Source organism: Stygiolobus caldivivus (assembly GCF_019704315.1).
GTDB lineage: Archaea > Thermoproteota > Thermoprotei_A > Sulfolobales > Sulfolobaceae > Stygiolobus > Stygiolobus caldivivus.
The window spans coordinates 2093652-2106937 of sequence record NZ_AP024597.1 but is presented as its reverse complement, the minus strand read 5'-3'; the positions used below and the strand labels follow the sequence as shown (position 1 = coordinate 2106937).

The following is a 13286-nucleotide window of genomic DNA, read 5'->3' as shown; positions in this document are numbered from 1 at the left end:
CGGGTGTAACCTATGGCAGGGTAATATGTGACACTACGGGGTCGCTCAAGTTTCCATCGCAGATTAAAATCATCTCTCTCAAATTACTACAATTCTATGAATAGATAACCAGATGCGGGTTAGACATCCTATTTAATTAGAGTAAAGTTATAACCCCCTCGTTGTCCGCCTTACTAGCCTTTTTTGTAGTATTTAATTTTATCCGATGTGTATAATCAACAGTTAAAAAGCTCAATAAGATAAACTGAAAATGCAGCGGGTCTGTAAACGTTCCACACTACCTTCTAGCCCTCTCGCCTTTGGATAAAACATAAATAAGTAAGTAAAAACGGTCACCCAGCTATGGCAGTTGGTGAAGCCTCCCTTTCATCACTAATAAGTGCAATAAGCGCCGCGGTGGGGGCTAATATCACACTAACGACACAGCAAGAGCAGTGCCTCAAATACGGCCTAAGGAAATACTACCAACTCTTTGTCCAGAGGTCAAACCAAAAATACGGTGTCTACCCGGCATTAGCTTCAAGCGATAGAGTTCTAAAAGAGGCTTCCAACTCGCCTGAAAAAATCTTCAGGCAAGGGATAGTGGTACAGACCACAGATACTGGAGAATGGTACTATATCGGCGGGATATCAAAATACTGGACCTACGGGAATTTGATAGTATACCGAGGCGGGTCTAGGGCCACATCACAAGGCAAACTAACAAGGGGGTTAATAGATTCATTCGTGGAAAAGACCGGTGGGCTAGGTGTAGTACCACTATACAAGCAAAGAGTCTGGCCTATATGGTATAACTCAGAGAGGAAAGTCCCGCAAGTGTGGTATAACCCACCTCTACTCCAAGACTGTCAAGGCCGGTCCTCACTTTTATGGGACTCACTCTCCTCGATCGAAGTAGCATATTACGTAGCAGTGGTGTCAGAGGCACCGCGCTTACTTTTTGAGATTTTATCAAGAGGCGGTTCACTTACTTACTCGAGAGAGGGTGACTATAGCTTGTCCGCTGCAGCTAAAGACTACATCGATTCTGCTTCAGACACTTACCCTTTTATCTATTTTGCTACTGCTACAGCCCTTACCGTGGCACAAGCACTTAACCTTAAAGACTACCCTTCGTTTACGTTTAACGCCCCTACAGCAGAGGCCTTATCAGAGTGTAATGATATCATGCCACCTGGTGCGTGCGCCTTGTTGGGTGTACATGACCTCGTCAATTTTAACGATATTAATATTGGGGCCCCGGTGTTTAGCGTGATCTCGTGCGGTGACTCTTGTTCCCAGTTCGGGTTAATCGGGTTCGTCTCAGGGTACTCCGCGGTGAGCTTAAAGGAATTAAAAGTCCAGCCGCTCTATTTGAACGTTATCCCCCCTCCTTCAAGTTTTACTTCCGCTGCAATTAAGGAGTGGGCAGGGCGAGTAGGTATAACGGACTTGTTGCAGAAGTTACTTGAAGCGGGCGAGAAGTTTAGGAAGGCCGTTTCAGCCCTTTCCACCACTTTCCCGTGGTTCATCGCTACGGCCGCTTCCCTATATGTGGCTTGGGTCGAGGTCTCTTATGAGGAGGGTTTGAAGGAGGCTGAGGAGAGGGCAAAAGAGTTGAAGGAGATATATGAGAAAGTCGTAAACGAGTTAGCCGGTAAGCAGCCTCCAATGACTGAAAAACGGTCGTACAAAAAGTGGTATAAGTATAAGACAGTAGTCGAGAAGTGTGTGCAAGAAGTAATGGTAGACGACCCCGGCGCGACGTATGAAGAACTTGCAGACGAAACAGAACTGTGTATAGAATACTCACACGTTGAAGCTTACCCCCGGTTTTAACACAACCCTTGACAGTATTATAGCCGGTTAGCATGTATTGAAAAATCGTGACAACGCAATAATTACCCTAAATATTTACGTCTACGCTTATACTTGATTTTAGGTAAGATCATAGAAAATTTGGGTAATGGCGAAACATTAGCGGACAGAATAAAAGACGTTGAGGCTAAATACGACCAACTGGTTAGAGGAGTAGAGGGAGTAGGAAAAAGACCTTAACATTATTCCAAAAACTCCTGAGGAATCACAGAGTTGCCAGAAGGTCTAAGTTAAATCAAGAATAAATTACGGGCCTCGGTGGTACGATAATGAACGGTATAAAAAGATCAGAACCTTTTAGATTTCCGTGACTAGGTCCTTAAAGTAAGACCCGGACTATTTACCTTTTTTAAAGTAATACGAGATTTTATACTTGGTCACCTATAAATGACAAATGTAGTTCTAACTCAAAGCATATAATACCAGCATTGCGATAAACTTGCCCTTTGGTACTTGACCAAGTATAGTGTCCTTACTTGCTATTTCAGTCTAGGAATTTTTCACCACGTTCTTTCAACTGCACAACTGATATAGTAGTTATCACGTCTTTTAACTAACGCCGCAATAAAAGGTCGTAGGTAATAAGGCTTTCACACTTAGTGATAACAAGGGTCCGTGAGGTGGGGAGGAGTATTATGTTTACTCAACGAAAAAGGCTGAAAGCAATGAGAGGAGGGACCGTTACGTGGGTACTTTAGACAAGGTCGTTAAGGTAGATTGGGGGTATTAGGGGGGTACCCCCTAAGTAAGGTAGCCGGGCCCGGATTCGAACCGGGGTCCCAGGGGCCAAAGCCCTGGATACTTGGCCGCTATACTACCCGGCTAAGATCAAAATCATATACCTGATTTAAAAACCTTATTCCAAAGATCTACGACAAAAACTCAATAAGCTAATTAAAGGCCTCTAATACACTCTAGGTTATAAAGCTCCAACTCTTTATCCACATTGCACCGATACCGCCATTTACTTTAGCCTAACGGGGCGTTATCATAGGGCAGTATACCGAGACCGGTAGGCTCATAAGCCCTCACTGAGGACTTCTGTAGGCAGGAACGACCTTGGCTCTCTGGAACTATGGTTGGTGTATCTACGCCACCCTCTAGTGTTGCATGGGGTGCTTAAGAACAAACTCCTTACAGTAATTACCAGTGCGAACATTATAATGTAACCTGGTGGACGTTAGGGACTCAAAAAGGAATTAAAGCCTATACCACTATTAATGGAATTCAGGTAGGTACGGTACCAAATGCTAGTAATTACTATAATGCCAATATTTTCTATATTGCAGTCCATATACATTGTATCTATTTAGTAATTAGCATCCAACAACAGATTGCGGTACCATCTCTGACTTATCCTTCATCGGTTCCAGCTCTTTAACGAAAGGTTTTATAAAGTTTTTTTTTCTTTTTACTTCTGATAAAAAGAAGGCTACTGGCTATAGCTTGTGCCGTCCTCTTAGGTCTGAGTTTCTACTTACACTCTGTAGGCTACCGAGGTTAATTTACATTAATGCACCGCCTCCTAGACCTTTGGTAGTGGGATTTTGTCGTAGAAAAGGTTTGAAGTTGTCCCTACGCCATGGTATGCAAACCTATGGCCGGAATCTCTGACGACCAGAGTGGTGTTACTTCCTAATATTAGCCGTTCTATCAATAAGGAGTAAAATCCTAAAACAGTCGTTAACAAACCCACACTCTTCTTGTATCTTAATGAAAGTGGGCACTACTACTCTTCCTAACACTCCTAGTCCTACACGTCTTCTCAACATTCTACCGTTACGGTGGTGGAGGAGGCTACAGCTACTTTAAATAATTCCAGACCGTCATCGTCAGTCCTCATCTGCACAGACCGAGACCGTGGAAGATAGCAAGGGAAGCCCGGAAAACACACCCTAGCTCAACCCCCACATAAGCGTCTGCAATACCTACTATTTATAAGTCCTGCCCGACTAAGACTACACAACTAACAACGTGTACCTCCCGCTTAACACCTTTAACGTCACGTAAACGCCACCTTCCTCTTAGCGTCTTCAGCGAACAGCGGGAGTCACGGTAGTATAGTGCTGTAGCGTGAACTTCCCCTCAGGCTTTACGGGTAACTACGGGCCCCGAACCGCCTTACGACCCTTACGGCATAGCGGTCTGCTTGGAACACGGTACAATGCAATAATACCGCCTCTTCGTTTACTACAGTTTGCTTCGTACTGATTGCAAAAGCGTGAAAGGGGCGACCTAACGGTGACAAATAAGTTAAGCCACACCACTATACCGCACTTTAGGGTGCTAGGACACGTTCACAGTTATTATGAAAAGGGACTATAATATGAAGTGATACCCAATTTTAGTATCGTCAATTATTCCAGTCTAGGAGTTCTTATCGTAATGTTTTACTACACAACTGATATAGTAGTTATCACGTCTTTTAACCAACGCCGCAATAAAAGGTCGTAGGTAATAAGGCTTTCACACTTAGTGATAACAAGGGTCCGTGAGGTGGGGAGGAGTATTATGTTTACTCAACGAAGAAGGATAAGGACGGTCAGAAGAAGGACTGTTACGTCAGTACTTTATCTGAGGTCGTAAAAATAGTATTGGGGGGTTAAGGGGGTGTACCCCACAAAGGTAGCCGGGCCCGGATTCGAACCGGGGTCCCAGGGGCCAGAGCCCTGGTTAGGGGAAGACTCCCCTAAAACCCCTCGTAGTTCTATCATTACAAATACGTCAGTTATCACAAAGGACTTGGACTCGAGGCGTGATAAAAAGATTGAAAATTTACCGTCAGAAGCGGGACTAATTGCATTTTATAACGATTGTGTAAAGAAAGTAAGTAAAGAAACTTGTAAACAATATGTAAATTATCTTAGGAAACCTCTGGACGTAAACAATAAAGGCTCAGTGTTAGCCTGGAAGAAGTACTACAAGTGGAAAGGCGACCTGGACAAGTGGAAAGCTATCAAGACTAAGAAGAGCGGGGTAGACCTCAAAGTCCCAAGCGAGGCCGAAATTAAGGAGTGGCTTACGAAAGTGAAGGGGACTAAAGTAGAGACGTTATTTAAGCTTTTGTTGGAAAGCGGGATAAGGCTCACGGAAGCGGTCAAAGTCCTCAACGAGTACGACCCTAAGGACGAAATGAGTGAAAATTCATATTATATATATATATTGAACTGGAGTAGGGGCTCAAAACGCGTGTTTTACGTTTTCCATACCACGCCGTTACAAAGACAGGGCATTACGTATAATTACGCAAAGAAGGTGTTGCACCAGTTAGGCGTTGAGCCGAAATACTTGAGGAAATTCGTGGCGACAAAGCTCTTGGAGTTAGGAGTACCGGGTGAAATTGTAGACTTTATTGAGGGTAGGACTCCTAGTCAAATCCTCACAAAACATTACTTAGACCTATTAACATTGGCGAAAAAGTACTACCCGACCTACGTGAGTTGGTTGAAACAAATTGAATTTTTCTAACGCTTGGAAATGACGGGAAGTGCAACTCCTCAAAACCTTAACAATTTTTCAAAATTCAATAAGACAAAAATGGAGTTATCAAAAAGTATATAATTTCCGGAAAGGCTATATAGCTTATGGGGTCACACGAAAACACACACTCACAAATTATGGAGTATATCAAAAAGGACCCGGATTTGCAGAAGGCTATAGAGTTACTGAGGCGTGAGGGGAAGGTAACACGTGTGGCGCTACAGTTTGAGTTTGGTTGGAGTGAGTGGAAAGCACGGAAAGTGTATGAAGCTTTGCGTTACGTCTGTATGAAGGGTTTGGCATATCCCGTAAGTGAAGGGGTAGAACTGGTATGCCGTGCTTTCCACGGTGAGGTGAGGTTATTAGAACTTCATAGGGAACTGGACATGGAAATCGATGAAGAGGCCTCACAAGAGCGGGTGGAAGAGGAAGATTGGGAAGAAGAGGCTGAAGAAGGAGTTGAAGAGGAGTAAAAAATCACGGGTCACCTTTTGGCGCATGAGTGGGATAGAAAATTAGGCTTTCTTAACCCGTTTATAGCAAAGCGTGATTTCCCCGTCTTTGATTTCTGTATTAAGCACGAAATCGTCTTCTGGAGTTATCCCTAACGAGTCTACTATGTCTTTCGGTATTAACAAATAATATGTGGTATGTCCAGGTCTTCCGCCTTTATATACGCGTGGTTTCATAGTATCTATTTTGCGTATGCATTATATAAGCTTATTGTACGCAAAGCTTATAAACTCGTATGCAAAGTGTATAATTGGCGTATGCAAAATGAACGGAAAAGTCCAATTCGGGGAAAATTGGGTTAAGGTAAACGACTCTATTTTTTACACGACCCCTTACGGGGTACAAGTCCTAAAGGCGTGGTACGGACGTAAAAAGAGGTACGACATAGACGCGCCGGAAGAGTACATTATAGAGACGTTAGAGTACTTGGCTAAGGCGTTTAGCCTATTAAACCCACAAAACCGCGGTGAGGCTGAAAACTTCTTATCTATCTTAGAGGACGCCGACGCATATACGGACTTCAGGATTAAGGAAGTAATCGATAGGATATACGCAAACAGGAACGCCAACACGTGGGTGAGGGAGTTATGATAAGCCCGGATAAGGTGTTTGCTAACTTGGAGTCGGTACTGAACTCTAATGAGCAAATGTTAGTGAACAAGAGGGAAGTGGAAATAGTGTGGGCGGTCAGGGTGACCAATAAGACGGCAACGGGTTTTGCAAAAATCGATAACACGCTATTACCGTTTAGGGTGACCGTTGAAGACGGTGTGGGGGTCAGGATAGGCGATATCTCGTTTACGCTCAAGGAAAAGACGGTAGAGGTAGCGTTAGAGGAAATAGAGGCGGATAAGAGATGAGGGTACCCGTTTACGTCTCACACCGTGAACTTGAAGAGCTATGTAGGGCTGACGGCGAATACGCGATATGTGACGACTACAATACAGAGTATGAGTACACGGTAGACGAGGTAGAGTTTGAGAGAGCTGACTTAGAAGAAATTGTGGACGAGTACTTAGATGACGTTTTGGACATACTCCTAAAGGGCCACCGTGATAAGCTGATGAAGGCATTAGCAAAAACATGTTAGCTATACGTTACATATACACTACACATACAATATACATCTGTTAACAACTGTTTATACATACGCCATATATCTGTTAAAAGTATTAGCAACGGCGTAAACCCATCTAACAATATATATGGCTTTCTGTCTATCTCTCTCTTCACTCTCTCTATACACTATCTACATGTAATATCCACGTGTCTTAGTACGTTGACACTTAACGGTTATACCACACGATAAGGTTTAAAAGTGTTCAACGGGTAAACTACAGAATGGTGAGCAAAATGTCGAGTAAAACTATGGCTTTTGTAAGGCTAAAGGAAGAGGATAAGGCGGTAATAAAGAAAATTGCAGAATACTATGACGTCTCGGAATCTGACGCGGTAAAAATAGCGGTAAAGCATTTGGCTAAGGAGTTGGGACTCCTCTCTTCATAAGTTAATCCGTTTTTTCTCTTCTCGTCACATAATCGGAAAAAAGAGGCGATATGTGTGGTTAGTTTAAACTCTGTTAGACAGATTAAAAAACCTTCTTGCCCGTTTGGAAGGCACTGCTTTAGCGATAGCAGTGTTTGTGGAGATATAGGCAATTATGCTGAATGCCCGCAAAGAATTGAGGACAAAATCCACGTGGAAATGAAGGAAGGAGTATACAGAGGAGACGACCCCTATACGCTCTTCAGGAGGGTGAGGAAAGGTGAGTGAGAGACTGCAGTGGGCTAAGCGGTTTATTGAACACGGCTTTGCCATCTTCCCTATTGACCCTCAAAGCAAAAAAGCCGTGATTAAGGAGTGGGAGAAGTATAGCAGTCAACCGTTAAGTGAGGAAGAGAGGCAGAAGTTCCTAAAGATGGTTGAGGAAGGGCATAACTATGCAGTACCGGGCGGTCAGCACGGTCTGGTCGTTTTAGACTTTGAGGATAAGGAACTATTGAAGGCATGGATTAGTGAAAATGAGCTTAACAAACTGTGTAAAAACACGCTCTGTGTCAATACTCCCCACGGCGGTATTCACGTTTATGTTACCGCTGACGAAATTCCAGAGCATAAGTTTAACCCCGTATTTACCAAAGACGGGAAAGGGATAGCAGACTTACAGAGCTTCAAGAGTTATGTATTAGGACCCGAGTCTTGTATTAACCATAAGCAGTGTAACACTGATAAGTGTAAATGGAAAGGCCAAGACTACACCACGTGCTATACCCCTATTAACAATAACAAAATAATGAAGGCTGACCTCAAAGGCCTACTGAAGTTTTTGGCTGAAAAGGGTAAGAGGTTAGGGATTGAACTAAGCAGTTCAGCCCGCGCGTGGGTTAGTGGGGGTACAAGTAATGAGGTTGAGGATGACCTGGAAAAGCTCAAGGAAGAAATGGCTAAATACGACCGCTTTAAGGGTAAGACAGTTGAGGCGATAAGGGAAGAAGTCTGCAAAGAAATATCAAAGGAGTTAGAGGAACTGAAGGGGAAAGATGATAAGAAGAGTAAGAAATGGTCTACAATACTCACCACGGCTAAGTCAGTGGTCTGTGACGGGAAAACCTATGCCGATATAGGGATTGATAGGAGTAGAGGAGATTGGGCATTTTTCAGAGCGTTATTAACCCACGGTGTGACTAACCTGGAAGTTTTTGAACATCTCCTTCCTTCAGACAGTAAGGTCTTTGCACCAAAATGGGACAAGTACTATATCCACACTCTGAAGAAGGCGTGGGAGTTAAGTAAACCCGCACTAGAATTCCAGGCTAAAGCTAAGGGGAAGAAGGAGAAAGAGGCTAAGAAGATAGCAAAATCAATAATCACGGGCGCTATCCTTAGACTCCACAAAATCAAAACTTTCTACCAGGTCACGGGACATAACCAGGCAGTGATAGGGGTCTTCAAATGGGACAAGAAGAAAGGGGTCTACACGCCGTTTGACAAAGGGTTGAGGAAGGAGATAAGGGAAATAGCAGAGATGTTAGAAATAAGGTCGTTTGATAGGACATTAGCACAACTCAGCAAACGTGATGTCGACGACATATTTGACGAGATAAAGGACTTAACACTCACGCCGTTACCCAAAGAGCCATTAAGAATTGCCTTCAAGAACGGCACTCTGGAATGGACTGATAAAGGCATTATTTGGTATGACGCAAAAGAGAGGAGCCCTAAGGTTTATTCTTTCTACTACCTACCGTGGGAAGTCAAGTTTGAGGAAATTGAGAAGTTCATGAATAAGGAGATAACAGTAAAAGACATTGAGGAATTAGCATCACGGCTCTGCCCTAAGAACCTAGAGACCTTTAAGCAGTGGGTTGACGATAAATGGGTACTCCTATTTGAGGTTATAGGCTATACGTTCTACCCCGAAATTAAGCTCAGAAAAGCGTTTATGTTGGTAGGTTCCGGCGGTAACGGTAAATCGACGTATATCAACCTTATAAAAAAGATATTAGGAGATTATGCAGTCAGCATTTCGCCACGAGAGCTTTTTGACCCGCAAAATAGGTTTATCGTGGGGAACCTCTACCATAAATTAGCCAATGCGGTGGCCGAGTCAAAAAACTATACGATTGAGGACATGGACAGGTTCAAGAGGCTCACGGGCGGGGACTGGATAACTGCAGACGTGAAGTTCAAAGACCCGATAACGTTTAAGAGTATTGCGAAACTGGTCATTGCCTCAAATAATATGCCCGCAGTGAGGGACACAGACGATAAAGCGTTTTGGCATAGGTGGGTATTGGTAGAGTTCCCTCACGAGTTCAAAGACAACGACATATGGGTTGACAAAATATTCACTGAAGAGGAGATTAACGGGATAGTTACGACTTCAATAGTGGCAATATCACGGGTGTTCCAGGTGGGGCATTTCGACTTTGAGCAGAGTGAGAAAGAGGTCATGGACTTATGGCTATCACATATCGACAGTGTATATAGTTTTATGAAGACTTATGCTGAGAGGGGGATACTCACGGTTGACCCGAGAAACGGTGATTTGATAGTGGAGAAAAAGAAGCTGTACAAGATGTATAGGGGCTATTGCAGTGCAATGGGCTTTAGAGGGGTAGGGCCTAACTCCTTTTCGCGTAAGCTTAGGGAATATTTCAACATTTCGACAGACCGCAAAGTAGTAGGCTATGAGGACGGCAAACCAATAAGGAAAAAGTTCCTAGTGGGGATCGGGATAAACGAGTTAGAGGCTTATAGGCAATTAAACCACGAGGTGACTGTCGATGAGGTTAAGGTATTCCTAAATTATATTAAGGAAAACAATAACGTCATAAAGGAGTTTAGGGAAATAGTCCAAGACTTTGGGGACCGTGATAAGGCAAATAGGTTCATAAAGTTCTGCCAAGACCATAAGTTCTGTGAACCGAGAGGGGTAGAGGCTTTCGAAATTCATCTAGACTAACACGGCGTGCTTTGGATTTTTTGAAATTCAATTTTTCAACTGTCATGTACATTTTATGGCACGGTTTCCCAAAAAAATGTTATAATTTCTTTTCGTTTTGTACGCCGTGAGCGAAAAAATAATATAACAAAATTTTGGGAAATCGTGCCATAAGTAATCAGTCCCGTGATATTATTACTATGCTCTTGTTAAAATTCAATGCAAAAAATTGGATTTATCTAACGACCCCACACCGTGTCTAAGACCCCGTGATTTTTTGAATTTTTACCACTTACAGTGGGTGACGAAATCCAATTTTTCCCACAACTGAGGAGTTTTTATCACTTTCTTTCAAACCCACGCGTGGTATGATACTTATCACTCCTTAAATACCTACACGTGATAATTATAAACCGGGGGAAGGTATGGGTAATAAAGTTTTCACATTTGGTGATATCAGAATACGTGAGGTTAAGGGGAAGTATTATGTTTACATTATAGAGAAGTTTCAAGACGGTCAGAGGAGGGACCGTTACGTCGGTACTTTAGACAAGGTCGTTAAGGTAGCATTGGGGGTCTTAGGGGGTACCCCCCTAAGTAAGGTAGCCGGGCCCGGATTCGAACCGGGGTCCCAGGGGCCAGAGCCCTGGATCCTTGGCCGCTAGACTACCCGGCTAAGATATAATGATAAAACTCAGTCTAAAAAACTTTACCTGCAAAGGGACGCAAAAGAGGACGTAGTTGGGGGTTTGGGACTCTCCCGCTAAAGGTACCGAACCGGTTTTGCCCCCAGTTATCCCCGCAAACGGCCGCATGTACTGTTATTTTTAGTGATCATTAGCCTTTACGGCCTGCTATTCAGTAGAACGGGGTTCATATCGGACATCGGGTGCCAGACGCAAGTGGAGGTGACATTTGGTATAGGTGATCGAGGAGCCCACTGCTACTGTAATGACATTTTATACTGGTCAGGGCATAGAGGACGAGAGGCCCCATCCTAAAATCACCTTAAAGCTTCTAACGGGTAGGGAAAAGTCCTCGCTCTCCTGACTCTAACCGAGTATAAAAGCCGTACTTTTTAATTCTTGGTGACGGGATCAGGCGTATACAAGGTTTTATGAAAATAAAAAGGGAGCAGTAAAGGCTGAGAGGCCGTGCCGGCTCACCAAAACGCCTCAGGTCTTACTACCGCGGTATTCCTCGCCTATCCGGTTCCAGTTATTTTTCCTGGATCAACATTTTTCTAGCTAAAGTTGGGGTTTCAGTTAATGTTTTATTACCTACTATTACCATAGTCTTTTAGAAGGGTATAACTCCCTCAATACACTACTTTTAAGGGGCTCCGCCACACTTCGGAGTATATCGTTTTGTGTGACTTTTAATTTGTTATTTTTATATACTCTGTCAGGACTGAGGGTAAGGCCTTATTCTCTCCCTTAGTAATTTTCTAGCTCTACGCTAACTGCGTCGTTGCCCTTTATTAACTGACCGGGTATAATCACTCACAGCTACACTTTGTCAGACATTAAAGGGTAAAGGCCTTCCCGTCAATAGCCTCGATAGTTTTAAGTTAAATCGCCCTCTAAACTTGAGTGAGTACATTATAGTTATGTTTACACAAGTGGCTGTAAAGGGCTAAACATGATGTCCGTTTTGCTACACCGAACAAAGGCTTGCAAGAGTTTTTAATCTTACAAAAGAAAATACTATTTGTGTTTGACCAATTACTACAAATAATTCATTATATTGATCAAGACAAGTTAGTGGAGGCAGCTTCTAAACTCCTTGAGATGATAAAAGATAAAGAAGATGAGGACCTAATGAAGATAGGTGCGGAACTCGAAAAGGAGGTCAAAGAGTTAAGGGAAGAAAAGGGTTTATTAGACGCTATATCTCCCGCTTATATTACGGAGTTTAAACACCTTTTAGACGAGATGGAGGTTTTAAGGAAAAGGAAGATAAAGCTACTCTCCTTAGAAATTGTAAATAAGCTGAGCGGGAACAACTATTTAGTGAAAGAGCTTTTAATGCAAAAGAGGGCGGAAGTGAGGCCGCACACGTTTATATGAAATAATACATCTGGTTTTCTTCCGCACAAAGGAGCAGATATAAGTCGCGTCACTCTAAATGGAGCTACTTAGCAAAGGGACAAGGTGTGTTAAGGCTGGGCCTATGTATAAGGCTGTTGGGGAGCATAGACCCCCAATAACATGGCCCCCAATAATTTAATGTAAAATGTTTACGGTTTTTAAGGTCCTAAAGGGGTTATGTTTTTACCAGTTGAAAAATCGTGACATGGACATTGGCCTAAATAGTCTTCCCCCCCCCCCATACTTACACTTTTTATGTTAAGTACTGAGGGCGTTAGCTCTACTTATAATCTATACGGTGCCTGCTAGGTCTGTAAAAACACACCAAACATAAGGGCTTTAGATGAAATGCTACGTCTTCCTCATGACGTGAGTGTTTTATAGAGTTTTAGTGTGAAAACGAGAAGGATATCCGCTAGGCACTCACTAACTCCTTATTCACAATAAACGCGGACATGGCCTAGCGTCCTAGCGCGTAGCGGTGTGGCTCAACTTATTCGCCACCACTGGGTCGTCCCTTTCATGCTTTTGGGAAACTCCACGGTTGCAAACCCAAGCTGTTAGAGGCGAAGCATGTGGTGCCTATTATGAATAGGGTATAATCACGCGTGTGGTGTTGCCAAGTTGACGGTTTAAGCTCATAAGCCTTAAGTGCTTAGCACGAAACAGGTGTGAGTGTGTATATACGTTTTAAGTAATACTTTATTGACACGTTTTTTCAATAAATGGTACTGGGCTTCTCATAATTTGGCATAGAAAGACGTGTTCCCTTTTCTCCCAAAATTAAGGGTGGGGTATAGCGGACCCGGTGGGATTCGAACCCACGACCACCGGCTGTCACCCGGCCTCTTAGGAGGCCGGCGCTCTATCCTGGCTGAGCTACGGGTCCACACTAATTATTA

Annotated in this window: 12 protein-coding genes, 3 tRNA genes and 1 pseudogene; 12 read left to right on the top strand and 4 right to left on the bottom strand. The window is 43.3% G+C overall.

The window, feature by feature from the left end:
- Window positions 1–342: 342 nt before the first annotated feature.
- The gene (locus KN1_RS10475; RefSeq protein WP_221287477.1) at window positions 343–1818 is read left to right on the top strand and encodes a hypothetical protein; all 1476 of its coding nucleotides are present in this window, start codon (window positions 343–345) and stop codon (window positions 1816–1818) included.
- A 790-nt stretch (window positions 1819–2608) separates the two neighbouring features.
- On the opposite strand, the gene KN1_RS10465 is transcribed toward KN1_RS10475, so the two are convergent.
- Window positions 2609–2681 (bottom strand) — tRNA-Gln (locus KN1_RS10465).
- Window positions 2682–4467: 1786 nt separating this feature from the next.
- On the opposite strand from KN1_RS10465, the gene KN1_RS10455 reads away from it, so the two are divergent.
- Window positions 4468–5325, top strand: a complete 858-nt coding sequence (locus tag KN1_RS10455; protein ID WP_221287476.1) for an integrase — start codon at window positions 4468–4470, stop codon at window positions 5323–5325.
- A 116-nt stretch (window positions 5326–5441) separates the two neighbouring features.
- Window positions 5442–5810, top strand: a complete 369-nt coding sequence (locus KN1_RS10450) for a hypothetical protein (RefSeq protein WP_221287475.1) — start codon at window positions 5442–5444, stop codon at window positions 5808–5810.
- 42 nt (window positions 5811–5852) lie between these two features.
- Here the strand turns inward: KN1_RS10450 and KN1_RS10445 are convergent, their stop codons facing one another.
- Window positions 5853–6026 carry an AbrB/MazE/SpoVT family DNA-binding domain-containing protein gene (locus tag KN1_RS10445; protein WP_221287474.1) on the bottom strand — a complete coding sequence of 58 codons (174 nt, stop codon included), beginning with the start codon at window positions 6024–6026 and terminating at the stop codon, window positions 5853–5855.
- 88 nt (window positions 6027–6114) lie between these two features.
- Between KN1_RS10445 and KN1_RS10440 the strand changes: the two genes are divergently transcribed.
- The 7 genes and pseudogenes from KN1_RS10440 to KN1_RS10410 all read left to right on the top strand — a co-directional run.
- Complete coding sequence (locus KN1_RS10440; protein WP_221287473.1) at window positions 6115–6441, top strand: hypothetical protein; 327 nt, start codon at window positions 6115–6117, stop codon at window positions 6439–6441.
- Window positions 6438–6710 (top strand): hypothetical protein, encoded by a 273-nt coding sequence (locus KN1_RS10435; protein WP_221287472.1) that lies wholly within the window; start codon window positions 6438–6440, stop codon window positions 6708–6710. The genes KN1_RS10440 and KN1_RS10435 overlap by 4 nt, the downstream gene beginning before the upstream one ends.
- Window positions 6707–6940, top strand: a complete 234-nt coding sequence (locus KN1_RS10430; protein WP_221287471.1) for a hypothetical protein — start codon at window positions 6707–6709, stop codon at window positions 6938–6940. The genes KN1_RS10435 and KN1_RS10430 overlap by 4 nt, the downstream gene beginning before the upstream one ends.
- A gap of 263 nt (window positions 6941–7203) precedes the next feature.
- The gene (locus KN1_RS10425; RefSeq protein ID WP_225905655.1) at window positions 7204–7356 is read left to right on the top strand and encodes a ribbon-helix-helix domain-containing protein; all 153 of its coding nucleotides are present in this window, start codon (window positions 7204–7206) and stop codon (window positions 7354–7356) included.
- A 54-nt stretch (window positions 7357–7410) separates the two neighbouring features.
- The gene (locus tag KN1_RS10420; RefSeq protein ID WP_225905654.1) at window positions 7411–7623 is read left to right on the top strand and encodes a CopG family transcriptional regulator; all 213 of its coding nucleotides are present in this window, start codon (window positions 7411–7413) and stop codon (window positions 7621–7623) included.
- A complete protein-coding gene (locus KN1_RS10415; protein ID WP_221287469.1) occupies window positions 7616–10315 on the top strand; it encodes a phage/plasmid primase, P4 family in 2700 nt (899 codons plus the stop codon). Before KN1_RS10420 ends, KN1_RS10415 begins: the two co-directional genes overlap by 8 nt.
- Before the next feature lie 404 nt (window positions 10316–10719).
- A pseudogene (locus KN1_RS10410) lies at window positions 10720–10920 on the top strand (putative integrase); the annotation flags it as partial.
- Here the strand turns inward: KN1_RS10410 and KN1_RS10405 are convergent.
- A tRNA-Gln gene (locus KN1_RS10405) sits at window positions 10898–10970 on the bottom strand. The pseudogene KN1_RS10410 and the gene KN1_RS10405 sit on opposite strands and share 23 nt — an antisense overlap.
- A gap of 248 nt (window positions 10971–11218) precedes the next feature.
- Between KN1_RS10405 and KN1_RS14980 the strand changes: the two genes are divergently transcribed.
- Both KN1_RS14980 and KN1_RS10400 read left to right on the top strand, forming a co-directional pair.
- Window positions 11219–11344 carry a hypothetical protein gene (locus KN1_RS14980; RefSeq protein WP_258712507.1) on the top strand — a complete coding sequence of 42 codons (126 nt, stop codon included), beginning with the start codon at window positions 11219–11221 and terminating at the stop codon, window positions 11342–11344.
- A gap of 662 nt (window positions 11345–12006) precedes the next feature.
- Complete coding sequence (locus tag KN1_RS10400; RefSeq protein ID WP_221287468.1) at window positions 12007–12363, top strand: hypothetical protein; 357 nt, start codon at window positions 12007–12009, stop codon at window positions 12361–12363.
- Window positions 12364–13184: 821 nt separating this feature from the next.
- Here the strand turns inward: KN1_RS10400 and KN1_RS10395 are convergent.
- Window positions 13185–13273, bottom strand: a tRNA-Arg gene (locus KN1_RS10395).
- Window positions 13274–13286: the final 13 nt, after the last annotated feature.

Bases quoted from the DNA above. Each gene is read 5' to 3' on its own strand.
- KN1_RS10440 (WP_221287473.1), top strand. From the start codon at position 6,115: ATGAACGGAAAAGTCCAATTCGGGGAAAATTGGGTTAAGGTAAACGAC.
- KN1_RS10450 (WP_221287475.1), top strand. From the start codon at position 5,442: ATGGGGTCACACGAAAACACACACTCACAAATTATGGAGTATATCAAA.
- KN1_RS10425 (WP_225905655.1), top strand. From the start codon at position 7,204: ATGTCGAGTAAAACTATGGCTTTTGTAAGGCTAAAGGAAGAGGATAAG.
- KN1_RS10445 (WP_221287474.1), bottom strand. From the start codon at position 6,026: ATGAAACCACGCGTATATAAAGGCGGAAGACCTGGACATACCACATAT.
- KN1_RS10475 (WP_221287477.1), top strand. From the start codon at position 343: ATGGCAGTTGGTGAAGCCTCCCTTTCATCACTAATAAGTGCAATAAGC.
- KN1_RS10435 (WP_221287472.1), top strand. From the start codon at position 6,438: ATGATAAGCCCGGATAAGGTGTTTGCTAACTTGGAGTCGGTACTGAAC.
- KN1_RS10430 (WP_221287471.1), top strand. From the start codon at position 6,707: ATGAGGGTACCCGTTTACGTCTCACACCGTGAACTTGAAGAGCTATGT.